Source organism: Vibrio sp. SSH13-20 (assembly GCF_040104475.1).
GTDB lineage: Bacteria > Pseudomonadota > Gammaproteobacteria > Enterobacterales > Vibrionaceae > Vibrio > Vibrio harveyi.
Window position 1 is genome coordinate 110,853 of sequence record NZ_JBECOU010000004.1, and the last position, 23,820, is coordinate 134,672.

Here is a 23,820-nt window from a genome sequence, read left to right on the forward strand (position 1 = left end):
AATTATGAGTACAATCACAGCTCAAGCTAGTAATAATAGCGATTTCAAAAAAATCCTAAGTACCATGAAAGGTCACCTTTTATTCGGTACTTCTCACATGCTTCCATTTATCGTTGCGGGTGGTGTACTACTGGCGCTAGCGGTAATGGCATCAGGTAAAGGTGCGGTTCCTGCGGACGGTTTATTGGCTGATATTTCTAATATCGGTATTAAAGGTCTGGTGCTGTTCCCAATTATTCTTGGTGGCTTCATCGGTTACTCAATTGCAGACAAACCAGCTCTAGCACCAGCGATGATCTCTTCTGGCATCATGGCTGACATGGGCGGCGGCTTCCTTGGTTGTATCGTAGCGGGCTTCATCGCTGGTGGTGTGGTATTCCAACTTAAGAAGATCCCTCTTTCTGCTAACATGACTGCGTTGGGCGCTTACTTCATCTACCCTCTACTAGGTACGCTTATCTCTGCAGGTATCGTTCTATGGGGTATCGGTGAGCCAATCAAGATCTTCATGGCTTCTATGAACGAATTCCTAGCTTCTATGGCTGGCGCTTCTAAAGTGGTTCTAGGTACGATTCTTGGTGGTATGACTGCATTCGATATGGGCGGTCCAATCAACAAAGTAGCAACGCTATTCGCTCAAACTCAAGTTGATACTCAACCATGGCTAATGGGTGGTGTTGGTATCGCAATCTGTACGCCTCCTCTAGGTATGGCACTAGCAACATTCCTATTCAAGAAGAAATTCACTAAGCAAGAGCAAGAAGCAGGTAAAGCAGCAGCAATCATGGGTTCTATCGGTATCTCTGAAGGTGCTATCCCATTCGCAGCAAACGACCCTGTACGCGTTCTTCCTTCAATCGTTGCTGGTGGTATCGTTGGCTGTGTGTTCGGCTTCCTAACAGACGTACTGCTACACGCACCATGGGGCGGTCTAATCACAGCTCCTGTATCAAGCAACATCCCAATGTACGTTGTGGGTATCGCACTAGGCTCACTAACAACAGCAGTTATCGTTGGCTTCTGGAAACCAGTTGCTGAAGAAGAAGCAGAAGACGAAATCGCAGAAGCAGCACCTGCACAAGCTCAAGCGGCTCCAGCAGCAGGCGAAGGCGAGTACGACATCGTAGCAGTAACATGTTGCCCATCTGGCGTAGCACACACATTCATGGCAGCGAAAGCACTAGAGAAAGCAGGTGCAGCAGCGGGTCTGAAAATCAAAGTAGAAACTCAAGGTCAAAACGGTATCCAGAACCGCATCACTGACCTAGATGTAGCAAACGCGAAGCTGGTTATTCTAGCTCACGATATCCAAGTAAAAGACGCTCACCGCTTTGCAAAAGCAAACGTTGTTGAGTGTTCAACGAAAGAAGCGATGCGTAACGCAGCGACTCTTGTGAAAGCTTAAACCTTAAGCTCCTCCCCCTAAGAGCCCTTTCCCCCAAAGGGCTCTATTTCAAGTTTTTAAGTTTTTAAGTTTTAGTAATACCCCTGATTTTTTTAATTATATAACCCTACAATTTACAAGGCTTTAAAAATGAAATTCAAACCTTCCCTACTCGCTTGCGCAGTTCTCAGTGGTCTAGTCGGTCTGACTGGCTGTAACGACGACACAACCAACATTTATGAAGGCGGTGACACCAACCCTGCACTGCCGGATATTCCTGACGGCGGCAAGCCAGTATGTCCTCCAGTTGGCGATGGCGACTGTGATGACAAGCCAAACCCAGAAACACCTGAAATCGACATGGGCGTTCACATTCCGGTAGATTTCGCCGATATGGACGTAACACGCTACGTCAACCCATTCATCGGCACAGGTAACCTAGGCAACACCTACCCTGGTGCAACCACACCACACGGCATGGTGCAGCTTTCTCCAAACAACGGTTCTAACGGCTGGGAATACATTTCAGGCTACTACTACCACGACGCACGTACTTCCGGTTTCTCTCATACCCACCTTTCCGGAGCAGGTGCTGGCGACTTGAACGACATTCTCGTCATGCCAATCAACTCGCGTTCGGATTACATGATTGATGAAGGTTCGGCAACGCTAAACCTAGAAGCGTCTCGCTTCCAACATCGTGACGAGCAAGCGACAGCAGGTTACTACAAAGTCGATCTATTGGATTACGACATCAAAGCTGAATTGACGGCGTCGGATCGCGTTGGTGTGCACCGCTACACCTTCCCTCGTGATGAGAAGTCAGAAATCATCGTGAACACTGGCTTCAAAATTAACTGGGACTACACCTCAGATTCTTACTTGAAATGGGACAAAGACAATAACCGTCTAGAAGGTCACCGTTTCTCTGATGGTTGGGCACCAAGCCAAAAAGAATTCTTCGTGATGGAATTCGACCAACCAATCAAAAACGTTCGCTTTGCTTACTACGATAAAGAGCAAGGTCGTTACATGGACGTGCCAGAAGGCATTACTGAAATCGGTAACGAGACACGCGGCAAGTACCAATACGCGCGCGCTTACGTAGAGTTCGACACATCCAAAGACGGCTTAACGGTTGAAGCCAAACTGGCGCTATCAAACGTTGAGATCGGCGAGAACGGTAAATCAGGTGCTTCTCTTAACATGACAGAAGTTGCTGGCATGAACTTCGACCAAGTACGCGAAGCGGCAACGAAGAAATGGGAAGACGAACTCGGCAAGATCCAAGTCTCTGGCGACGAAGATTACAAACAGACGTTCTACACCGCGATGTACCACTCGTACCTAGGTCAAACCATTCACTCTGACTTAGATGGTCGCTACCGCCAAGTTCACCAAGGTCGTAACGCTTACCCAGATGGCAACACTCCTTGGGGCGACAAGATCGATACGCTGAAAGAATCGATCCGCACTGCCGATGCCAACAAAGATGGCAAAGCAGACTTCACGCGTTACGACACTTTCTCTTTGTGGGATACCTACCGCGCAGTTCAACCGCTATCTTCGATTCTTGAGCCAGACCGCTTAGCAGACGTGGTGCTGTCTATGTTGTCTTACGCTGAAGAAGAATGGGTGGATGACAAAGGCAACGTGCGCAAAGGTCGTCTGCCTGAGTGGACATTCAAAGGCAACGAAACCGGCATGATGATGGGCATGCACTCAACGCCTGTGATTCATGATGTGTTGTCGAAAGGCTCACTAGAAAAACGCATGATCGATCTTGGCTTCACAGAAGCAGAGCGCAAAGACGTTAAAGAACGTTTAGTTGAAGCGATGATCACAGACGCGCGCGCCGCAACAAGCCAAGGCGTAGCATGGATCAAAGAGTACGAAGAACAAGGTTACGTGCCAGCGCAATTGCACGACACACCACCAGATTCTTACGGCGGTCACTCACCATTTAAAGACTCTTGGACAGCATCTTACTCGCTTGAATACTCAATGAACGACTGGGCAATCGCACAATCGATCAAAGAAGTGTTCGGTGAAGAAGATCCACGCTACACCGAGTTCGCTAACCGTTCTAAAAACTGGCAAGCGCAATTCGACTTCGGTGGTAAGCAATACCAAGGTTGGTTCAAAGCCCGTGACTATGATGGCGAGTTTATCGATGCAGGTTGGGTAGACCCAATCACCGGTCGTGCGGTTGGTAAAGACTGGCGTCCAGACATGTTTAACTGGGCATTCTCTGAATCGAATGGCTGGCAATACTCGTTCAGTGTTCAGCACGACATTCATGGCTTGATTGACCTGATGACACGCTTCGACAAGACACAAAACCCTGAAGCAGAACGCGGTGACTTGTTCGCAGCGCGCTTGGATGAGTACTGGTCAACCTACCCAGACCGCAACGCAGGCGACAACCAATTCCCAGTGTTCAACACAGGTAACGTTGGTCAGCACGTTCAAGGTAACGAACCAGATATCCACGTACCGTACTTGTACAACTACGTAGGTCAACCTTGGAAAGGTCAGGCAGCCATCGCCGCAGCAACCAACATTTGCTACAAGAACACCGCTGACGGCATTTGTGGTAACGACGACTTCGGTACGCTCTCTGCGTGGTTTGTGTTCCGTGCGCTTGGCTTCTACCCAGTGAACGCTTCTTCTGGCATCTACGAAATCGGTACTCCGCTGTTTGAAAGCGCGTCTATCGATGTCGGCAACAACCAGAAGTTCACGGTTACCGCGAAGAACGTTAGCCGCGAAAACATCTTCATTCAGTCGGCTCGCTACAACGGTAAAGACTTCAACCGTACTTACCTGACTCATGACGAAATCATGTACGGCGGTGAGTTAGAGTTCGTGATGAGCGACAAACCAAATCAACGTTGGGGCTCTCTAGAGCAAGATCTTCCACCAGCACAAGGCATCGGTGAGTTCTTGCATGAAGACGAGATGCCTGCAGGTTCTCGTTAATCCCAATAGTGACAACTCAGCCGGGGGAGCGCATCTCCCGGCTATCCCTACAAGAAAATTTTATAAGCAGTCTCTTATAAACACTTTTTTATATACGAATAACGACAAAACGGTATGCACATGTTTAAACGTAATCTTATCTCTTTGGCTATCCTGGTTGGTCTGACGGGTGGCTTGGCTGGCTGTAACAGCGACAACGATTCTTCCTCTTCACTGCCAGGCGATCCAATTGTTGATCTTGCGGTGTTGAAATACGTCGATCCAATGATCGGCACAGCAGCTTCTGGTCATACATTCCCGGGCGCGACGGTACCGGCAGGTATGGTTCAACTGTCTCCAGATACTTTCATCGGCTCTAACACAGACCACGAATCAGGACTTAACCCTTGGCACTCAGCTTCTGGCTACTGGGATTCATCCAACTACGAAACTGGCGAAGTGGTTAACACTGACGTTCCGCTGTACGGCTTCTCCCATACTCACCTTTCAGGTACAGGCGCAACGGACTTAGGCGACATCTTGGTTCTGCCATACGCAGACATGGCGAACACACAACTTAACTCTTTCGACAAAGCCAATGAAGAAGCAAGCGCAGGCTACTACAAAACCAAGCTAAACCAAGGTCAAATCGAAGTGGAACTGAGCGCAACCAAACGCGTTGGTTTGCACAAATACACCTTTGCTGATGGCGCAGACCGCAACGTTAAGTTCGATTTGGGTCATACCCTAATGAACAACAACGGCAAGTCTTTGAAGAACAAAGTAGAAGTGGTGGACGAATACACCATTCGCGGTCGTAAAACATCAACAGGCTGGTTCCAAGGGCAAGATCACCAAGGTCAGGACATCTTCTTCTACGCGAAATTCAACCAACCAATCGCCAAAGCACTGTTGGGCGAACAAGATCTAGAACCAACGCGCGAAATGCGTAATGGTGCGGTTTACTCAGGCGATGATCTGACGGCTTACCTAAACTTCGGCACAGGCGAAGAGCCAATTGAAATCCGCGTGGGTATCTCTCCAGTTAACTGGCAAGGTGCACAGAAAAACTTAGAGGCGGAAGCACCAAGTTTCGACCTAGCACAAGTAAAAGAAGACGCGGAATACGCGTGGGCTGAGAAGCTAGCAAAAATCAAAGTAGAAGGCGGCACTGACGCAGAGAAAACCAACTTCTACACTGGCATGTACCACATGATGATCGCACCAATCGAGTTTTACGATGTGGATGGTCAATACGTGGATATGCTTGGCACGGTGCGCACACTGAAAGATGGCGACACACCAAACTACTCGATTTACTCAACGTGGGATACGTTCCGCGCGGTTCATCCAATGTGGACCATCATCGACCCAGACCAAGCAACGCTATACGTGAAAGACTTGATTCGTAAATCCAACGACGAGTTTGGTTTATTGCCGAAATGGGAAGGTCACGGCTCAGAAACTGGCACCATGATCGGCTACCCATCGGCAGCGATTCTTGGCGATGCGGTAACCAAAGGCTTGATTGATGCAGAGCAAGCTTACACCGCATCAGTGAAATCAGCACGTTACACGCCGCATGAATACCCACAGATTCATGACGACATCCTAAGCTCACTCATGGCAGGTCAGTTGAACTACCACGAGAAAGAACAGTGTGTTCGTTACCCGAACTGGAACTCAGTGTCGTACTCGTTGGAATTCTCATTCTACGATTGGACGATCGCAGAAATGGCAAAAGCTGCTGGCGATATGGACGCGTATGAAGAGTTCAAAGCTCGTTCTTACAACTCTTTGAAACACTGGGATGCAGAAGCAGGTAACACAGACGGCACGGGCTTCTTTGTACCGACAGAACTGAAAGAAGGTGACCCATGTGCACTGAAATACGCTTCAACTGACTTCGACCCTTACAAGTCTGACGCGTTCTACTACACAGAAGGCAACGCGTGGCAGTGGCAATGGGCGTTCATGCAAGACTTAGACAAGCTGACTGAAATCATGGGCGGCACGCAAGGTCTGAACGACAAGCTGAACAACCTATTTACCGCCGATCCAAATGGCGGCGAAGCACACCAAGACATGACAGGCTACATCGGTCAGTACATTCACGGTAACGAGCCTTCGCACCACGTTATCTACTTGTACAACCGTACTGAAGAGTCTTACAAGGCGCAGGAATACCTAGACCAAGTTTACGACCAGTTCTACAAACCGACGCCAGACGGCATCATCGGTAACGAAGACGTAGGTCAAATGTCGGCGTGGTACTTGATGTCAGCACTGGGCTTCTACCAAATCTCGCCAACCGATCCAACCTACAGCATCGGTCGTCCAATCTTCGACAAAGCGACGGTAGACATTGGTTCTGGCACGTTCACGGTAACGGCTGAAAACAACGGTCCAGACAACATGTACATCAAAGAAGTAACCATCAACGGTAAGCCTCTGGATGTGTACAACACCTTCCAGCACAGTGAATTCAAAGCAGGCGGCGAACTGCACTTCGTGATGACGGCTGACAAGTCTGAAGCAATGCAAGCCAACCTAGGCGAATAATGATTTTGAGGGGACCTTGTGTCCCCCTTTTCTCGTGGAATAAAAACAATGAAACTAAAAAGAACCCTACTTTCTACCGCAGTGTTAACCGCCATGCTTGGTCTTGCTGGTTGTGGCAGCGACTCTGATCCAGAAACTCCAGTTATCTCTACCCCTACTTTGGAATTCGTTGATACCTTGATCGGCACTAAAGGTCTTGGCAACGTTAACCCATCTCCAGTTATGCCAGAAGGTATGATTCAACCTTCACCAGATAACTTCGATCCAAACGGTTGGAATGGTAAAGGCTCACCTGTTGAATACGATCCTGTGCACAGCCTGCTTTCTGGCTTCTCAATGACCCACATTTCTGGCGCAGGTAAAGGCGACTTAAACGACTTCGCCTTCTTGCCATACACAGGTTTTAATACCGACGCCGTGACCATGGATAAAAACTCGGAAGTGGCAGAGGTTGGTTACTACTCGGTTGACCTTGTAGAAACTGGCGTAAAAGCTGAACTGTCGGCAACCGACCGCGTGGCGTTCCAACGTTACACCTTCAAACCGGGTGAAGACCGCAAAGTACGTATCGACCTGCAACACGAACTGTTAGAACAATACGGCAACCATTCTCGCAGCATCTACTACAAGCGCGTTAACGACACCACAGTCGTAGGCGCGCGTACCTCAAACGAATGGGGTCAATGGCAAACCGTGTTCTTCGCGGCAGAATTCTCTGATCCAATCATTGAAGAGAACCTGTACACCAAGCTGGCTTCTGAGAGCAAACTGACTCCAACTGACGCTACCGAAGTTGGCTTGGAAGATTACCGTGGTTACGCGGAGCACAAACCAATGCCGGGCGAACCAGAACCTGACCCAGAACGTTTGGCGAAACGCGCAAACGATGTCCTGACTCATTTGAACTTTGGTAAGAGCGATGAGCCATTGGTAGTCAAGGTAGCGATTTCTGGCACTGGCGTTGACGGCGCACTGAAAAACCTAGAAGCAGACACCAACGGTTGGGATTTCGACAACGTCGTACAACAAAACCGCGTGGCTTGGGAAAACATCCTTGGCGAGTTTGAACTGGAAGGCGGCAACAAAGCCGACAAGACCATGTTCTACACCTCGCTCTACCGTACGTTTGTTGCTCCATTCCTATACCAAGATGTGGATGGCAAATACCGTGGCATGGATGGCAAAGTGCACCAAGCAGAAGATGGCTTAGTGAACTACTCAGTATACTCAATGTGGGATACGTTCCGCGCCGCACACCCACTGAAAACCATCATCGACAAAGACCGCGCGATTGAACACGCACGCGATCTATTGAACAAATACCAAACGGGCGGCGTACTACCAAAATGGGAACTGCACTCGGATTACACCGGTGAAATGGTCGGTCATCCTGCGGTCTCGGTTATCGCCGATATCATGGTCAAACACCCAGAAGCCTTTACTGCCGCTGAGTTTGATTTGGCGTTGAAAGCCGCTGATGAGACGGTCAACTTCAACCTTGATAAAACCGAAAGCTGGGTGCCTTACCAAGATGCTTGGAACGGTGACAAACGCTTCACGGTCATGACTCGTCATAACGACTACCAAGAAGACGTCGGCTTTATTCCAGCCAATACCAAATGGGCTCCGGATTCTGGCGACAAACCGGGTTACGTGGAAGGCTTAAAAGTCGATAAATACGACGAGCTCGTGAACGAGTCGGTGTCTTACGGTCTTGAGAATGCTTACTACGACTGGTGTATCGCTCAGATCGCTAAACTTGCGGGCAACGACCAGCAGTACGACCGTTACATGGCACGCTCAGAATCGTTCAAGAACTACTTCGATTACAACCCAGAGCAATACGGCAAACTGCAAGACACCAAAGGCAACGCATTGGGTGCGACGGGCTTTATGCGTCCGGCTTACATGAACAGCGGCAGCAAGGTTTGGGCAAACAACCTGAAAGCCGAATGTTTAGACGAGAACATGGCGCTGTCTATCCCAGACGGTATGGACTACAACGCGTGTAAAGACCGCAAAGCACTCAACGAAAGCGACGTGTTCTGGCCTTACCGCGCCGAGCACCGAGGCGAAGACTTCACCGAAGGCAATACATGGCAATGGACATGGTTTGCACCGCACAACTTGAACGGTCTGGCTAACGTGATGGGTGGCGAGCACATCGACCGCACTGACTTCTCTCTTCCTGAAGACGTAACCGAACAAGGCAAAGCGGCATTCCTCGCTAACCTGAATGCGCTGTTTAATGCGGACTCCAACGCCGATACGAGCCAATCACACGACATGTCTGGCTACATCGGTCAGTTCGTGATGGGTAACGAGCCTGATCACCACGTGCCTTACCTATACAACTGGACGGCGGAACCTTGGAAGACACAAGAAATCGTCGACCAAGCGATGAACGAGTTCTACCACCCAACGCATGAAGGTCTAATTGGCAACGAAGACGTCGGTCAGATGTCGGCGTGGTATGTGATGTCTGCATTGGGCTTCTACCAAGTCACGCCGGGCGAAGCAAGTTACACCATCGGTCGTCCTCTGTTCGACAAAGCCGTGATTCCAGTCGCGGACGGTAAATTCACCATCACCTCAGAAAACAACAGCCAAGAGAGCATCTACGTGAAGTCGGTGACCATCAACGGCAAACAATTGAGTGACAACTTCAGCTTCGCGCACAGCGATTTGAAAGACGGTGGTGAGCTGCATTTCGTCATGACTTCAGACAAATCTGAAGCGATGAAAGCGCAGTAACTGATACCCATCCAAATAACATCCCCAAACTACTTGGCGTTGTAACTAGGCGACATCGTTGCAACGTCAAGTGGGGCGGGGATAAAGGGGTACACCCTCGCCCCTTATTTTCTGTAGAACCTTCACTTCTGTGGAACCATAAAAATGAAACTAAAAAGAACCCTTATCTCTACCGCTATTCTCGCTGCCATGTTTGGTCTTGCTGGTTGTAACAGTGATGACGACAACAGCAAGTCTGGTACTCCATCCCTCGACACCACACTAACTCAATACGTCAATCCATTGATTGGTACAGGCGCAGATGGTCACACCTTCCCTGGGGCGGTTGTGCCTTACGGTTTGGTACAACTTTCTCCTGATACCGAAATGGAAGGCTGGGGCTCTGCCGCCGGTTACTTCGACCACGGCAAGCTGACTGAAATCCCAGTGTATGGCTTCTCCCACACTCACCTTTCTGGCACAGGCATTACCGACCTTGGTGATATCTTAGTTCTGCCTTTCACCAAGAAAGAAAACGCCGTTTTCAACACCTTCGATAAAGACAACGAAACCGCAGAAGCGGGTTACTACGCGGTTGAACTGAACAAAGGCGAAATCAAAGCGGAGCTAACTGCCACGCAACGTGTTGGCTTCCACCGCTACACCTTCAAAGAAGGCACCACGCCACACATCAAGTTCGATTTAGACCACACTCTCAACAAAGGTCACTTCAACAACCGCACCATGAAGGGTGATTTAGAGTTCATCGACGCTTACACCATTCGCGGTTTACGTAGCTCGAACGGTTGGGCGAACAACCAACACGTCTACTTCTACGCCACCTTCAACCAGCCTATTGTCAAAGCCATTGCTCTAGTTGACGGCGCAGAAACGGAAATCGATGTAAACAACGACAACATCGACGCAGTGAAAACCATCGCTTATTTAGAATTCGCACCATCATCAACACCGCTAGAAATCCAAGTAGGCTTGTCACCAACAGGCACAGAAGGTGCGGAGAAAAACCTAGAAGCAGAAGCGAAAGACGTGTCATTTGATACTGCGCGCGCTCAAGCCAACGACGCATGGCACCAAGAGCTTAGCCGCATGATGGTATCTGGTGGCACGGAAGATCAGAAAGAGATCTTCTACACCGCGCTTTACCACGCTTCTATCGCGCCAATGATTTTCCAAGATGTCGACGGTCAATACCCTGCGATGCGTACTCGCATTCAAAAAGACGCGGGCGACACACCAAACTACTCTGTGTACTCCATGTGGGATACCTTCCGCGCTGCGCACCCACTGAAAACGATCATCGACCCAGAACGTGCCGAAGAGTTTGCCAACGACCTGATTCGTAAATACGAGGACGGTGGCATTCTGCCGAAATGGGAACTGCACAGCCATTACACTGGCACTATGATCGGCTTCCCTGCGGTTTCTATCATTGCTGACGCGATGGCAAAAGGCTTAGACATCGACCCACAACTGGCCAAAGAAGCGGCAGAGTTTACGGTGCGTTACCACGAGGCATCTGAATTCCCAGATTGGACGGAAGACAACAACATCGGCGCAGCAAACGTTGTGCAAGTGAAGGTGTACGAAGAAAACGGCTTTGTTCATCACGGCTACTGGAACAGCGCCTCTTACACGCTTGAGTTTGCTTATGGCGACTGGACAATGGCAGAAATCGCGCGCATGGCTGGCGATGTAAAACTGCAAGAAGAGTTTATGACTCGTGCCGACAACTGGCTTAACCATTGGGATGCAGAGACAGGCTTCTTACGTCCGAAAAACCACCCGCTAAGCTCATCACCAAACAAACCGCCTTTGGAGTTCAACCAACCGATTGATGAAGATCGTTTGGATGAGTGTGAAATGGTTGAATGGCCTGAAGGCTCAGGCGTGATGAAAGAGAAATGCCCGCTGCTACCATTCGACCCTTACTACGTGGACGAGTTTGCCTACACCGAAGGGAACGCGTGGCAATGGAAGTTCCAACCAATGCACGATTTCAACCGTCTGAAACAAGAAATCTACCAAGCAGACTTGGCACAAGGCAAAGACACCACGCCAGAGAAAGCCTTCCGTGAAGACTTGGACGAGCTATTCAATGCGCGTTCTTCAAACACAGGTGAAGAGCTGCCAGATCTGACGGGTTACATCGGTCAGTACATGCACGGTAACGAGCCATCGCACCACATTCCTTACCTATACGCGCTAACGGATGAGCCATGGAAAGCGCAAGAGTACCTAGACCGCATCATGTCAGAGATGTACACCAGCGAGCCAACTGGCTTGATTGGTAACGAAGACGTGGGTCAGATGAGCTCTTGGTACTTGATGTCGGCAATGGGCTTCTACCAAGTGACGCCTGCGGATCCGGTCTACACCATCGGTCGCCCTATGTTTGATGAAATCACCATTCCAGTGGAAGGCGGCGAATTCACAGTCATCGCAGACAACAACAGCCCACACAACAAGTACGTGAAGTCCGTAACCATCAACGGCAAACCGCTGGATGCCAACTTCACCTTCAAACACAGCGAAATCAAAGCGGGTGGCGAGCTTCACTTCGTCATGACGGGTGACAAGCAAGAAGCGCTTCAAGCTCAGTAACGTTTTATGTAATTCGTGTTTAAAGAATAAGCAGATAGATTAACTCAGTGGCAGGAAGTGACGCGCTTCCTGCCTAAGGAATCAAGATTATGAACTTTACGAAAACCGCTATCGCCACCGCTGTGATTGCAAGTGTTATTGGTTTGGCTGGCTGCAACGATGACGACGATAACACCTCACCAAGCGTCGATACTTCCAACCTAAAATACGTCGATCCATTCATTGGAACAGGCTTTAACGGACACACCTTCCCGGGTCCTGTTGTGCCAGAAGGCATGGTGCAACTTTCTCCAGATACCGAGCTGATCGGCTGGCACTCTTCATCAGGTTACCACTTCGATAAAAAGACCTTATTTGGCTTCTCCCACACTCACCTATCTGGCACGGGGATGGGCGGTTTAGGTGACATTTTGTTCCTGCCGTTTACCGAAGATAAAGCTAAATACATCGAAGACAGCGACGACTACCGCGAAGCGATTTCAGTCAAAATGGACAAAACCTCAGAAGTGGCAGAAGCGGGTTACTACTCGGTGAAGATTGCTGAGAACGGTATCAAAGCTGAGCTTACAGCTTCTGAACGTGTCGGCTTCCACCGCTACACCTACCCACAAGGTCAACCACAACGTCTGAAGATAGACCTCAACTCCATCCTTAACAGTGACTGGGGTTCGACCTCTCTGCGCAACAAACTGACGGTGAGCGAAGACGGTCATACTATCACGGGCGAGCGCGACGCAGCGCACTTCTCTGGTTGGGCTAAAAACCAAAAAATCTTCTTCTATGCGACTTTCGATAAGAAGATCAAAGACGTCTACATCCTTGCTAATGGTAAGCCTGTTGACGGCCTAACGGCAGAGCACGTTTCTGAATTGATTTACGATGACCAAGGTAATCCAGTTAAGCGTGTCAAAGCGGACGTCACTGCCTACATCGAATTTGAAGATGAAGGCTCACAAGAGTTGAATGCTCAAGTGGCGTTATCTGCGGTTGACCCACAAGGCGCAGAAAACAACTACGATGCCGAAGCGAATGTCTCTTTCGATACTGCGCGCAACAACGCACGTGAGAAATGGGCAAAAGCACTCAACTTCTCAATTGAAGGGGGCACGGAAGATCAGAAAGAGATCTTCTACACTGCGCTTTACCACACCAAGATTGCGCCGATGGTGCATCAAGACGTGGATGGTCGATTCCGTGGCATGGGCAAAGGCTCGATTCGTGAAGGTGAAGGGGAATACTCCATCGCTTACGGTCAAGCAACGGAAGAACAGCCAAACTTCTCGGTTTACTCTCTATGGGATACCCAACGTGCATTACACCCACTAAAAACCATCACAGAGCCAACTCGCGCGGTGCAATACGCGAAGAACCTAGTTCAGAAGTACACTGAAAGCGGCTTGCTGCCGAAATGGGAGCACTTAGGTGACGAAACAGGCACCATGGTTGGCTACCCAGCGGTAGCAGTGATTGCGGATGCAATGACCAAGTTCCCAGAAGAGTTTACTCAACAAGAGAAAGAGCTGGCGCTGAAAGCCGCGATCGACTCTTCGACTTACGGCAACTACCCGGTACTGCAAGCAGATTGGGATCAGGGCGTATTGGATCGCACTTTAACCAAGCACATCGACTACATTGAGAAAAACGGCTTCACGCCTGCTATCCAGCGTGTCGATGGTGAACCAGTATTTGAAGACTACACGGTTGAGTCTGTTTCTTACGGTCTGGAAAACGCATTCTACGATTGGGCTATCGCACAAATCGCCAAAGCGGCCGGTGATACTCAAGCGGAAGAGCAATACCTTGAACGCTCAAAAGGCTACAAAAAATACTTCGATTACAACCCAACTGAATACGCAGAACATGGCGTGACGGGCTTTATGCGCCCAGTGATGATTGATGAAACCTTCATGACGCCATTCGACCCATACGGCACAGAACACGAGACAGGCAACTACACCGAAGGTAACGCGTGGCAGTGGACTTGGTTTGTACCGCATGACATCGCGGGCTTGAAGACCATCATGGGTGGCGATGCTGAGTTCCAGAAAAACCTAGAAGCAACCTTCACCGCAGAAAGCCAAGGCACTGAAACACCGGATATGTCTGGTTTGATTGGTCAAGTTGCGTTTGGTAACGAGCCTTCACACCACATTCCTTACCTATTCAACTGGACCGCAGAGCCATGGAAGACGCAACAAGTCGTCGACCACATTCTTGATGACATGTATTTCGCTGCCCCAGAAGGCGTAGTTGGTAACGAAGACGTGGGCGCCATGTCCGCTTGGTATGTGATGTCTGCATTAGGCTTCTACCAAGTGAACGCAGCAGAACCTATTTACACTGTGGGTCGTCCGCTATTCGACAAAGCGGTGATTCCGGTGAAAGGCGGCACGTTCACCATCACCACAGAGAACAACGCCGATGACAACATGTACATCAAGTCTGTCACCATCAATGGCAAAGCTTTGGATAACGGTTTCTTCTTCGACCATTCCGAGTTCAAACCGGGTGGTGAGTTGCACTTCGTGATGACGGGCGATCAATCAGAAGCGATGAAAGCGCCTCAATAAACCTCTATCACTCTTCCCTCTTCAAAGGTCAGTTCGCAAGCGCTGACCTTTTTTCATAAACAAATCAATCGATGTTCTGACCAATACGCCACAACACGCCACTAGGATCGTGCAAACAGAACTCTCGCATCTTCCAAGGTTGATCAACCAGTTCTGTCATCTTGGCTCCGAATGACGCCAGATCGACATTCGAAACATGTTCATGCCAGCTGGCAACATCTTCCACCAACAAATGCATCATGAAATTATTGCAATGTTTCGGCTCATAAAAATCTTGCAGCAAGAATGAGCAACTGCCCTTGAAGAAGTACGCCACACCACCAAAATCCGAAGGCATCTCAAAACCCAACGCCTGATAAAAACGCTTTGATAGCTCATAATCTTTCGCCGGAACAAAAGATTTAATTTCAACAATATTGAGGTTTTCCATTTCCTAAATTTCCATTATGTAGCACGTATTCAACCACTCTAGGTAACTCAGCGCGCCCTGACTAGGGTCTCTCTCTGTTTCTTAGGTGCAAGGCACACACTCCGCCATTTGGTTTTGCAGCCAATGGACAAATTTTTGTTCCAGTTCAGAACGTGCTTTGTCTTGAGTCAATAAGACATAGTCATGCCCTGACGGCACAAAACCAAATGGCGCGACAAGGTTACCGCGTTTGAGATCGTCCATCACCAGAGGATAAGAGCCCATCGCCGCGCCTAAGCCATCCACCGCAGCTTGAATGCAGAAATAGAAATGTGCGAAAGACTGTTCTGCTTTGCTATTCATCGACGCATCACCAGAGCGCTGCATCCATTCTTGCCAAGCTTCGGGTCTGGTTTGGCTGTGTAATAGCTTCACGGAGTTCAAATCACTTTTCACTTGCTGCCAGTATTCAGGTGAAAACACGGGACCCACCCACTCTTCCACCAGCTTGGTTTTGGGGTAGTGATACAAAGGCTCAAAGTCATCTCGACGAATTGCCATAGCAAGCCCTTTCGAGCCGAGCGTTACAGGTCCTCCCGCAGTCGAAAGCCGAACGTCTGCGTCACAACCATCATTAAACGCGGAAAGCCTTGGCATCAACCAACGCATGGTTAACGTTGGCTCACAAGAGACTTCAAGGTATTGGTGCTTCTCCTGCACCAGCTTGTTCATGCCAGTTTCCAACGCTTGGAATGCTTGCTCGGTATAGCTTTTCAGCATCTCACCCTCTTTAGTGAGCAGCATATTGCGCCCCTGTTTGTAGAACAGAGGCTGAGCCAGATAGGTCTCCAACACTTTGATCTGCTTACTCACTGCGCCATGCGTAATACTGAGCTTATTTGCTGCCTCACTAAAACTCGCAGACGATGCTGCGACATGGAAAACATGGAAGGATTTAAGATGCCTCATCTGTGACTTTTTCTCACACTTAGCGGAATTTGTTTCGATTATAGTCTCCGAACTCTCGACCTACAATTGCCTCATTCATAACAACAAAGAAACAGGAAACACCATGGAGCTTTTCAGCCTTGCCTTATTAGGCATACTCATCGTTATCAGTCCCGGAGCCGATTTGGTCTTGGTTCTTAGAAACAGCCTCAACAGGGGCAGACAAGCCGGAATTTGGAGCGCCGTGGGCATCAGTCTTGCGATTTCGGTGCACATTACCTATTCATTGCTTGGCATCAGTTACTTAATTTCACAGAACGAATGGTTGTTCAGCTTGATTCGCTACTTAGGTGCGGCTTATCTGATCTATCTCGGATTGAAAGGGATTTTTGGGGCTGATTCTCAGCAGAAGATAGAGGGGGAAACACAAGAAAGCATCTCCATTTGGCAGTTCTTTTTCCAAGGCTTTTTGTGCAACGTACTTAACCCAAAAACCATGTTGTTTTTCTTAAGTATCTTTAGCCAAGTCATCGACCCGAATGCAGCATCGCAGCACTTAGCTTTAGGCTACGGAGTCTACATGATTGCGCTGCACGGGATTTGGTTTTCTATGGTTGCCATCTTATTTACCTCACCTCGATTACAGAGTTTATTACTGCACGTGAAACACAGGTTGAACCAAGCTTGTGGCGCTGGATTATTGGTGTTTGGTGCCATGCTAGGGTTAAAGTCATAACACACTGAATTACGACATTTCGACCAATGCCACATCGAAGTTTGATAATCACACGTATAATCCTCGTCAAGACTGTTGAGGGTAATTGACCTTGAGGAAAGGAACTCAATGAAAAAACTACTACCGATTGTATTCACTTGTTTAAGCTTAGCTTTCACCGCGCCATCGGTATTGGCTTCTGAACGTGCAGAGCAGGGTTGGCAATGGATTGAGCAAGGCGCAATGGTTGTCGATGTGCGCACACCACAAGAGTTTGCCGATGGTCACTTGGACAATGCGATTAACTTTCCGCTTTCTGAGTTGGATAAACACTTTGCTAATGTCGATAAAGATACGCAAATCGTGCTCTACTGCCGCAGTGGTAATCGCTCAGGGCAAGCGTATCAGTACCTACAATCGCAAGGATTTACCAACCTTCATAACGCAGGTGGCTTGATTGAGATGCAACAAGCGAAGTAATGCCACGTAGCACCTGCCTAGACAATTGCATGGAAAAGCACACCTCTCGTGTGCTTTTTTTGTTTTCTCGACGCCGAAAACTAAAGTTGGTACTGCAGCACCAATTCGTGTTTCTCTTGGTAGGTTTGAATCAGTTCGGCTTTACTCTTAGCGGCATTTTGATAAAACAACGCACCTCCTTCAACCAACAAATCATAATGTTGCTGCAGCATATCTAAAACAAACTGCACACGTTTAATTGTGTTTGGCGTGCAACTCTTACCATCCAAATCATCTTCAATATCGAGCACATGCGAACGAAACATCTCAAGCGTAAAAAGATGTTCCAACTCAGCATCAGATTTTAGCGCTGTTTGTATCTTTTCCATCGACGTTTGCACTCGCTCTACGATTTCTGGCACGGCATAGTTTTGAACTAACCAGTCCCGCTTATATTCAAGCATCTTAACGCCTTGTTGTTTCACGTTTTTGAATAGCTGCACTGCCTCTTTTCGGGAATAATTTTGCTCCAATAACCAACCAGAGAAGAAGCGCGTTTCAAACCGCTCACAAGCATCAAACATAGGGTCATGCATACCATTGCTGTTGAACTCTCTTAACGGGTCAAACCGATACATATAACCAAAATCGAACAACTTTAGCTGACCTTGTTTATCCACCAGCAAGTTCCCTGAACACAAATCCCACTCAAACAATCCACTTCGCTCACAGACAAATAGAGTCGAGAATAACTGCCTTAGTAAGTCCTCAGTTAGGGCTTGAATTGGCGAACCTTCAATCCAATCTGAAACAATGATCCCTAAACGATAATCAGCATAAACAGTCTCAACAATATGTTTAAAATCCTCAGTTAAATTCGGATTGTCTTTTTGAGTTTGAAAATCAAGACGGCGTTGAACTTCATTCAGAAAGGAGTACTGACCATCAGGGTTTTGCACTTTCGCCTGTGGGCGTTTTTTCTTGAGCGTATAGTCTCGTCCGCCGACACGAATATGAAATACCTGCGCCGTCAAACCACTTTCAAACGTTTCGACAACATACTCTGAGTTCGCTGTCGTAAACGCCAAGATTTCTGGTGGCAATGGACATTGATCCACATTGCCGACAATTAAGTTTTGATCACTTAAGTCAAATACTTGCTGCTGTAATTGGCGTTGGTTCATGAAGTGCTCCCTGCTAACGATTCAGATATTGTTTACTTTATCGACAATGAAGCACATGACCTCCCCCTTTCTGACCAAAGTCATGGTTGAGTACTTGGGTGGAGTCCTGTTTAAATCGATGAATTGATTCAGCTGTTGTCTTCTTCAGAGAGCTTGCGAAAGTAGTCTTCCAGTCGATGATGCCCATAAGTCGGAGCGATATTGTCACCGCCTAACATGGTCAGGAAGAACTCAGCAGGACCGCCCCACTTCTCTGGTAGGTGGCTTACTATTTCGAGTGCAGCTCTGCGCAACAAATCCGGCAAATGCGTATTTTTCTCCGGCTTATTCTGAGATTTGAATGCAAGATGAGCAATTTGGTTCACTGAAAACACATTCGGTCCGCCTACGTTAATCTCCGTTTCAGTGCTATCGATAGCCTCAACACAAAATCTCGCCAAATCTTTTCCGTGAATGGGGTTAAGCAAGTTTTCACCATCGCCAAAAGTAAACACTCGACCCGATTTCGCCATGTTGTACACCTCGGTAATATCAGAGAAAAAACCATTCGGACGAATCACACAAGGGGTTAATTTTGTTGATTGCAGAAGCCGACCCGCAAAGCGCTCTTTCGCCTCTAGCAGACGAACTTGAGGATATTTCTGAGCATTGAACGCAGAGATGTAAATGAATTTACCAACACCTGCTCGCTCTGCTTCTTCGAGTAAGTTCAAGTTTGCTTGGTAGTCGACATCCAAATAACCTAATCCATCTTGCTGACGAGTAATGCCCAAGCATGAGATAACAACGTCCACACCCTCGCAAACTCCTTTTAGCTCATCGGGGTGAGTCACCTGAGCTTCTACTGCCTGCGACTCTTGTAAGCCCATCGCAAGGAGCTTGGTTTTGTTTCTCGCCAACGCTTTAAACTCGGCGTGCTGCGCCATGAGAAATTCAACAATATTCGATCCTAAATAACCCGTTGAACCGACAATTAAAATTCGAGGCTGCGTTTTCATATCGATGTTTCCTATTCTTGGTAGAGGAACAAGACAAAGAGTCCCTTAGTCTTTATTTGGACCAATTGGTCTTTTTAAGTTAGTACGATTCAAACACAAGGTAAAGATCTTTCTTGCCCACTTGGTCTAAAAAAAGAATCTTGTGATATACTGCCGTGATTACGCTAACCATCGAAAAGAGAAAAATATGCCTAAAATCGTCGATCACGATAAAAAACGAGAAGAAATAGCGCTAAAAGCAACAGGTATATTTCTTGAATTTGGCTACAAAAATCTTGGGATGAGACAGCTTTGTGAACAGCTTGGCATGAGTAAAAGTGCGGTCTATCACTACTACAAAAGTAAAGATGAGCTGTTCAAAGCCGCTACCGAGGCAATGGTTAACTTCGATGCAGAAATATTGGCAGGAAGACCGAGCGCAACAAGCGCTAGCCCTGAACAACAAGCAGAGAACTTTGTATTAATTTTCCAACAGATGGCACCGCGTTTCTTCCAAGAGATGAAGTTAGTGTCTGATTATATTGATGTGATTGGGCAAGAAAACGTAGCTACCGATCCATGCATGTTACTAGCGAATCAAAAGTACATGACGATGCTGGAAAACTACGTTTCAGCACAACACAAAGAATCACTTTATACCCTAATGCTTGGACTACTAAACCACCAGTTGATGTTAGGTAAAGCACTAGAAGAAGCGTTTATTATTGAGCAAGTTGAGCGCATTTTAATTTAGATTCAAACTCGCATTTAAAATCAACGTAAAAGAGGCTCCGTCGAGCCTCTTTTGTCTAGATTAATATGATGAAGCCTAGTCGCTTAATAGCTCTACTTCCCTCGCCCATACATCTTGTCGAAGTTTGGGATGTTCTTCTCCCAAATGGGCGTCTCTTCTCCCACAATGGATTTGAGTGTGTCGATAAACAGCTTGGTTTTGATCGGTGCATCTCGGTGCGGATACACGGCATAAAAAGTACCGAAATCATCAATGTTCAAGTGCGTCATGATCGGCACCAACTTGCCTTGTTTGATTTCGTCTTGAACCATTTGTGCAGTCACCACAGCAAGCGTATTTCCTCCAGCTGCGCTTCTTGCCAACATTTCCACATCATTCACTTTATAAGCGACATTAAGCTGAAAATGCTGTTGTTTACCTTGAGCATCTTGATAGCCGAATTTATCGAATAACAAACCTGGGGCGGCGTAAATAGTGGCGGGTAAAGATTCTAATTTCTCCAAACTGTTCACCTCACCATGTTTTTCTAAAAACGCTGGGGCGGCAACATTGGGCGTGATTAGCCAATTAGAAGTGCGTGACATCGTAATGTACAAAGAGATCATCGCAACCTCTATCAAAGATGAAGACGCAGGTGCAGAGCTAGAGTTGCGTTACTTCTTAGAGCGCGCAAAAGAGCAGAAAACCGCAGCGATCATCGATGCGTTCCTAAAACACGGTGGTCAAACAGAGCGTGAAGCGAAAGACATCCAAGGCATCTTTGTTGATACCGCGGCAGAGCTAAACAAACAATAAAATTTAGTTCATCATTTACTTAGGCACCGACCTTCCGTTTGGTGCCTTTTCTATTTACAAACTCTGGGGAATCTTATTGCATGAAAAACGATTAAATCATTCGTTTATTGCAAACTTGGCTTTCCGACAACAATGTTAGAAACAAAATTGCGCGTGCGAGGAAATACAATGGAGACAGTTAAACAATAACCAGATTATTAGAGAAACGAGGTCTTCCATGAATCAACTTCCCGACGAAAACCAAAAACGATTTGTTGCCGTAATCAGTAAAAAAGTCGAGGTGGGACGTGCCGTTAACGTATTAGGACACTTGAGTGTAAGCCTTGCCAATCAACTTTCTGATGGAGACGCAGTCTACACCGACTATCGCGACCTCGACGGCAATGTTCATCCCAATATCTCCCACTATCCGTTTATCGTCTTGAGAGCGGACAACTCCAACAAAATCAGAAAGCTTCGCCAAGAAGCACTCGATAAAGGCATCCTCTTCTCCGATTTTACTCACACCATGGTAGAAGGTGGCTCTGAAGTTCAACAGCAAACCACCAAAAACACATTAGAAGCGGAGCTAGAATATTTGGGCATTTGTTTGTTCGGCGAGACTGAAACTCTTCGAGAATTGACCAAGAAGTTCAGCTTATACCGCTAAAAGCACGTGATACCTTGGTGATCCTCTCATCATTTTTTCATCAAGCTATCTGTACATTGCCACTTTTAGGGTTAGAATCTAGCGCATCTATCAACCAAAAGTGGCAACACTTACAACAAAATTAAGGAGGAATTTATGTCTTTGTGGTGTTCAATCAACCCACGTTTTTATGGCATGAAGGACCGCTCAAGAGTTTCAGATTTCGCGCTGCGATAATCTCGACTTGAGCGAATAATTACCTTTCGACGAAAACACGTCACCCGAGTACTTTCCCTCAAGCTCGAAGAATTATTGTCAGCTATGACAACGGCGTCTTACGCCCAAAATTCTTGAGAACACTATGAGTACTTTTTTAACTGCACAATCATTAACCCTTTCTCACACAGCAACACCAATCTTCAAAGATCTAACGTTTACGATTCATCGTGGCGACAAAATTGGTCTTATCGGTCATAACGGCTGTGGTAAAAGCTCCCTACTCAAACTGCTTAACGGTCAATTTGAACCAAGCCAAGGCACGGTTGCCAAAGCCAGTTCATGTTTGATGCGTTATGTTGAACAGCATTTACCTGAGTCTTTAAGTACACATTCTGTCTTAGATGCGTTAGCAGAGTCCTTATCCGATGATGAGATTTGGCGCGCCGAACTCTTATTGGATGAACTCGGATTTTCGACCACAGAACGACACATGCCGGTTGAGAATTGCAGCGGAGGTCAGCAAATGCGACTCCTGCTTGCACGTGCGATTATCCATCAGCCTGACTTGCTGCTTCTGGATGAACCAAGCAACCACTTGGACTTGCCATCGCTCCTTTGGTTAGAGCAATTCCTATCAAACTGGAAAGGCTCATTCGTATTGGTATCTCACGATCAAACCTTACTCGATCGCGTCACCAACACCACTTGGGTCATGCGAGATCGGTCTCTGCATCATTTCTCTTTGCCTTGTTCTCAAGCAAGACAAGCATTGAAAGAGAAAGATGAAACCGATCAACTTCGCCATGCCAGCGAGCAGAAAGAGATCGACCGAATCGAAAAAAGCGCCAAGCGTTTAGCCACTTGGGGCAAAGTCTACGACAACGAAGATCTTGCTCGAAAAGCCAAGACGATGTTTGCACGCAAAGAACGTTTAGAGGAAGAACAAACCGAACTGACAGAAGGCACACCGTGGGCGCTACAACTTCAAGGTGAGTCAATGCCAGCAAATCGACTGTTAGAGGTTTTGCCTTTCTCAGTAACGCCACCAAACAGTGATTATCACTTGTTTGATATGACAGAAATGCGCGTGAAAAGTAGCGACCGAATTGCCGTTCTAGGCAGTAATGGTTGCGGTAAATCGACTTTATTGAATCTGCTTTATCGTCAGTATGAAGCCATCCAAACCGACCTAGGTAACCAACATGAAAGTGTGACTTTCCACGATCGTTGTCGATTGGGTTACTACGATCAATCTCTAAGGCAACTCGACGATCATCAATCCATCACGGATGCGTTGCAGTCGTTTGCCAGCATCAGCAGTGAACAGGCAAAACGTTCGCTAATTGGTGCAGGATTTGAGTACGCAAGACACGAACAGAAAGTCGTCAGTCTAAGTGGTGGAGAGCGAGCAAGGCTGCTGTTTGTTGGCTTAACCCTCGCTCGTTATCACATGTTGTTTCTAGATGAACCGACCAACCATTTGGATATGGAAGGCAAAGAAGAGCTGATTGAAACTCTGCAAAACTTCGAAGGTGCTGCCTTATTGGTGAGTCACGACCGAAGCCTGATAGAACAAAGCTGTAATCGATTCTGGTTTATTGCAAATGGCTTACTGACGGAGTATTTAAGCGCGGAAGAAGTGTATCAACGCGTAACTGATACTGCTCCAAAATCAGCCATATCGCATCATTGTAATGAAGTAATATCGATGGAAACAAACACCGCGTCTGATGAACAATCCGAAGAGCAAATGCTGGAAAGACTGTTGGAACTGGAAAGCTTACTGGAAGCCGATTTGGGGCGAAAACCCAAACATCAAAAACCAGCGATGCAAAAGCAGTGGCAGCAAGAGATAGAGGAAATTACGGCGCAGCTATAAAAACAAAGCCGGAGGTAATCT

At 47.5% G+C, this 23,820-nt stretch carries 15 protein-coding genes and 2 pseudogenes; 12 read left to right on the forward strand and 5 right to left on the reverse strand.

From position 1 onward, the window contains the following. Positions 1 to 4: 4 nt before the first annotated feature. The 6 genes from ABMY42_RS12545 (at position 5) to ABMY42_RS12570 (ending at position 14,832) form a co-directional block, all read left to right on the forward strand. Positions 5 to 1,405, forward strand: coding sequence for a fructose-specific PTS transporter subunit EIIC (locus tag ABMY42_RS12545; protein WP_010453114.1), 1,401 nt, complete (start codon positions 5 to 7; stop codon positions 1,403 to 1,405). A 129-nt stretch (positions 1,406 to 1,534) separates the two neighbouring features. Continuing rightward, positions 1,535 to 4,366, forward strand: coding sequence for a GH92 family glycosyl hydrolase (locus ABMY42_RS12550; RefSeq protein WP_349266359.1), 2,832 nt, complete (start codon positions 1,535 to 1,537; stop codon positions 4,364 to 4,366). Positions 4,367 to 4,486: 120 nt separating this feature from the next. Then, a complete protein-coding gene (locus tag ABMY42_RS12555) occupies positions 4,487 to 6,907 on the forward strand; it encodes a GH92 family glycosyl hydrolase (protein ID WP_349266360.1) in 2,421 nt (806 codons plus the stop codon). A gap of 48 nt (positions 6,908 to 6,955) precedes the next feature. Next, positions 6,956 to 9,661, forward strand: a complete 2,706-nt coding sequence (locus ABMY42_RS12560; RefSeq protein WP_349266361.1) for a GH92 family glycosyl hydrolase — start codon at positions 6,956 to 6,958, stop codon at positions 9,659 to 9,661. A 144-nt stretch (positions 9,662 to 9,805) separates the two neighbouring features. Next, on the forward strand, positions 9,806 to 12,262 hold the full coding sequence (locus ABMY42_RS12565; RefSeq protein WP_349266362.1) for a GH92 family glycosyl hydrolase: 2,457 nt from the start codon (positions 9,806 to 9,808) through the stop codon (positions 12,260 to 12,262). An 89-nt stretch (positions 12,263 to 12,351) separates the two neighbouring features. Next, complete coding sequence (locus ABMY42_RS12570; RefSeq protein ID WP_349266363.1) at positions 12,352 to 14,832, forward strand: GH92 family glycosyl hydrolase; 2,481 nt, start codon at positions 12,352 to 12,354, stop codon at positions 14,830 to 14,832. Positions 14,833 to 14,896: 64 nt separating this feature from the next. On the opposite strand, the gene ABMY42_RS12575 is transcribed toward ABMY42_RS12570, so the two are convergent. Together ABMY42_RS12575 and ABMY42_RS12580 are read right to left on the reverse strand one after the other, a co-directional pair. Further along, a complete protein-coding gene (locus ABMY42_RS12575) occupies positions 14,897 to 15,262 on the reverse strand; it encodes a VOC family protein (RefSeq protein ID WP_017189632.1) in 366 nt (121 codons plus the stop codon). Between the two features lie 81 nt (positions 15,263 to 15,343). Further along, positions 15,344 to 16,210: a LysR family transcriptional regulator gene (locus ABMY42_RS12580; protein ID WP_349266364.1), complete on the reverse strand. Its 867-nt coding sequence runs from the start codon at positions 16,208 to 16,210 to the stop codon at positions 15,344 to 15,346. A gap of 103 nt (positions 16,211 to 16,313) precedes the next feature. Between ABMY42_RS12580 and ABMY42_RS12585 the strand changes: the two genes are divergently transcribed. Beyond that, positions 16,314 to 16,925 (forward strand): LysE family transporter, encoded by a 612-nt coding sequence (locus ABMY42_RS12585; protein ID WP_349266365.1) that lies wholly within the window; start codon positions 16,314 to 16,316, stop codon positions 16,923 to 16,925. Between the two features lie 108 nt (positions 16,926 to 17,033). Next, a complete protein-coding gene (locus ABMY42_RS12590) occupies positions 17,034 to 17,384 on the forward strand; it encodes a rhodanese-like domain-containing protein (protein WP_349266366.1) in 351 nt (116 codons plus the stop codon). Between the two features lie 80 nt (positions 17,385 to 17,464). On the opposite strand, the gene ABMY42_RS12595 is transcribed toward ABMY42_RS12590, so the two are convergent. Together ABMY42_RS12595 and ABMY42_RS12600 are read right to left on the reverse strand one after the other, a co-directional pair. Continuing rightward, positions 17,465 to 18,547: an AarF/UbiB family protein gene (locus tag ABMY42_RS12595; protein WP_349266367.1), complete on the reverse strand. Its 1,083-nt coding sequence runs from the start codon at positions 18,545 to 18,547 to the stop codon at positions 17,465 to 17,467. A gap of 128 nt (positions 18,548 to 18,675) precedes the next feature. Next, a complete protein-coding gene (locus ABMY42_RS12600) occupies positions 18,676 to 19,545 on the reverse strand; it encodes an SDR family oxidoreductase (protein ID WP_349266368.1) in 870 nt (289 codons plus the stop codon). Between the two features lie 187 nt (positions 19,546 to 19,732). Here ABMY42_RS12600 and ABMY42_RS12605 point away from each other — a divergent pair, with 187 nt between their 5' ends. After that, the gene (locus ABMY42_RS12605; RefSeq protein ID WP_029788282.1) at positions 19,733 to 20,278 is read left to right on the forward strand and encodes a TetR/AcrR family transcriptional regulator; all 546 of its coding nucleotides are present in this window, start codon (positions 19,733 to 19,735) and stop codon (positions 20,276 to 20,278) included. Positions 20,279 to 20,370: 92 nt separating this feature from the next. On the opposite strand, the pseudogene ABMY42_RS12610 reads toward ABMY42_RS12605, so the two are convergent. Continuing rightward, positions 20,371 to 20,826 (reverse strand): annotated as a pseudogene (locus ABMY42_RS12610) (LysR substrate-binding domain-containing protein); the annotation flags it as partial. On the opposite strand from ABMY42_RS12610, the pseudogene ABMY42_RS12615 reads away from it, so the two are divergent. The 3 genes and pseudogenes from ABMY42_RS12615 to ABMY42_RS12625 all read left to right on the forward strand — a co-directional run. After that, positions 20,819 to 21,073 (forward strand): annotated as a pseudogene (locus ABMY42_RS12615) (enoyl-CoA hydratase/isomerase family protein); the annotation flags it as partial. The pseudogenes ABMY42_RS12610 and ABMY42_RS12615 sit on opposite strands and share 8 nt — an antisense overlap. A 217-nt stretch (positions 21,074 to 21,290) precedes the next feature. Next, positions 21,291 to 21,722 (forward strand): DUF2000 domain-containing protein, encoded by a 432-nt coding sequence (locus ABMY42_RS12620; protein ID WP_005436288.1) that lies wholly within the window; start codon positions 21,291 to 21,293, stop codon positions 21,720 to 21,722. A gap of 340 nt (positions 21,723 to 22,062) precedes the next feature. Further along, positions 22,063 to 23,799: an ABC-F family ATP-binding cassette domain-containing protein gene (locus ABMY42_RS12625; protein WP_349266369.1), complete on the forward strand. Its 1,737-nt coding sequence runs from the start codon at positions 22,063 to 22,065 to the stop codon at positions 23,797 to 23,799. The last annotated feature ends 21 nt before the right edge of the window (positions 23,800 to 23,820 follow it).

Excerpts from the sequence above, each read along its gene's own strand:
- ABMY42_RS12545 (WP_010453114.1), top strand. The coding sequence starts at position 5 with ATGAGTACAATCACAGCTCAAGCTAGTAATAATAGCGATTTCAAAAAA.
- ABMY42_RS12550 (WP_349266359.1), top strand. The coding sequence starts at position 1,535 with ATGAAATTCAAACCTTCCCTACTCGCTTGCGCAGTTCTCAGTGGTCTA.
- ABMY42_RS12555 (WP_349266360.1), top strand. The coding sequence starts at position 4,487 with ATGTTTAAACGTAATCTTATCTCTTTGGCTATCCTGGTTGGTCTGACG.
- ABMY42_RS12560 (WP_349266361.1), top strand. The coding sequence starts at position 6,956 with ATGAAACTAAAAAGAACCCTACTTTCTACCGCAGTGTTAACCGCCATG.
- ABMY42_RS12565 (WP_349266362.1), top strand. The coding sequence starts at position 9,806 with ATGAAACTAAAAAGAACCCTTATCTCTACCGCTATTCTCGCTGCCATG.
- ABMY42_RS12570 (WP_349266363.1), top strand. The coding sequence starts at position 12,352 with ATGAACTTTACGAAAACCGCTATCGCCACCGCTGTGATTGCAAGTGTT.
- ABMY42_RS12575 (WP_017189632.1), bottom strand. The coding sequence starts at position 15,262 with ATGGAAAACCTCAATATTGTTGAAATTAAATCTTTTGTTCCGGCGAAA.
- ABMY42_RS12580 (WP_349266364.1), bottom strand. The coding sequence starts at position 16,210 with ATGAGGCATCTTAAATCCTTCCATGTTTTCCATGTCGCAGCATCGTCT.
- ABMY42_RS12585 (WP_349266365.1), top strand. The coding sequence starts at position 16,314 with ATGGAGCTTTTCAGCCTTGCCTTATTAGGCATACTCATCGTTATCAGT.
- ABMY42_RS12590 (WP_349266366.1), top strand. The coding sequence starts at position 17,034 with ATGAAAAAACTACTACCGATTGTATTCACTTGTTTAAGCTTAGCTTTC.
- ABMY42_RS12595 (WP_349266367.1), bottom strand. The coding sequence starts at position 18,547 with ATGAACCAACGCCAATTACAGCAGCAAGTATTTGACTTAAGTGATCAA.
- ABMY42_RS12600 (WP_349266368.1), bottom strand. The coding sequence starts at position 19,545 with ATGAAAACGCAGCCTCGAATTTTAATTGTCGGTTCAACGGGTTATTTA.
- ABMY42_RS12605 (WP_029788282.1), top strand. The coding sequence starts at position 19,733 with ATGCCTAAAATCGTCGATCACGATAAAAAACGAGAAGAAATAGCGCTA.
- ABMY42_RS12620 (WP_005436288.1), top strand. The coding sequence starts at position 21,291 with ATGAATCAACTTCCCGACGAAAACCAAAAACGATTTGTTGCCGTAATC.
- ABMY42_RS12625 (WP_349266369.1), top strand. The coding sequence starts at position 22,063 with ATGAGTACTTTTTTAACTGCACAATCATTAACCCTTTCTCACACAGCA.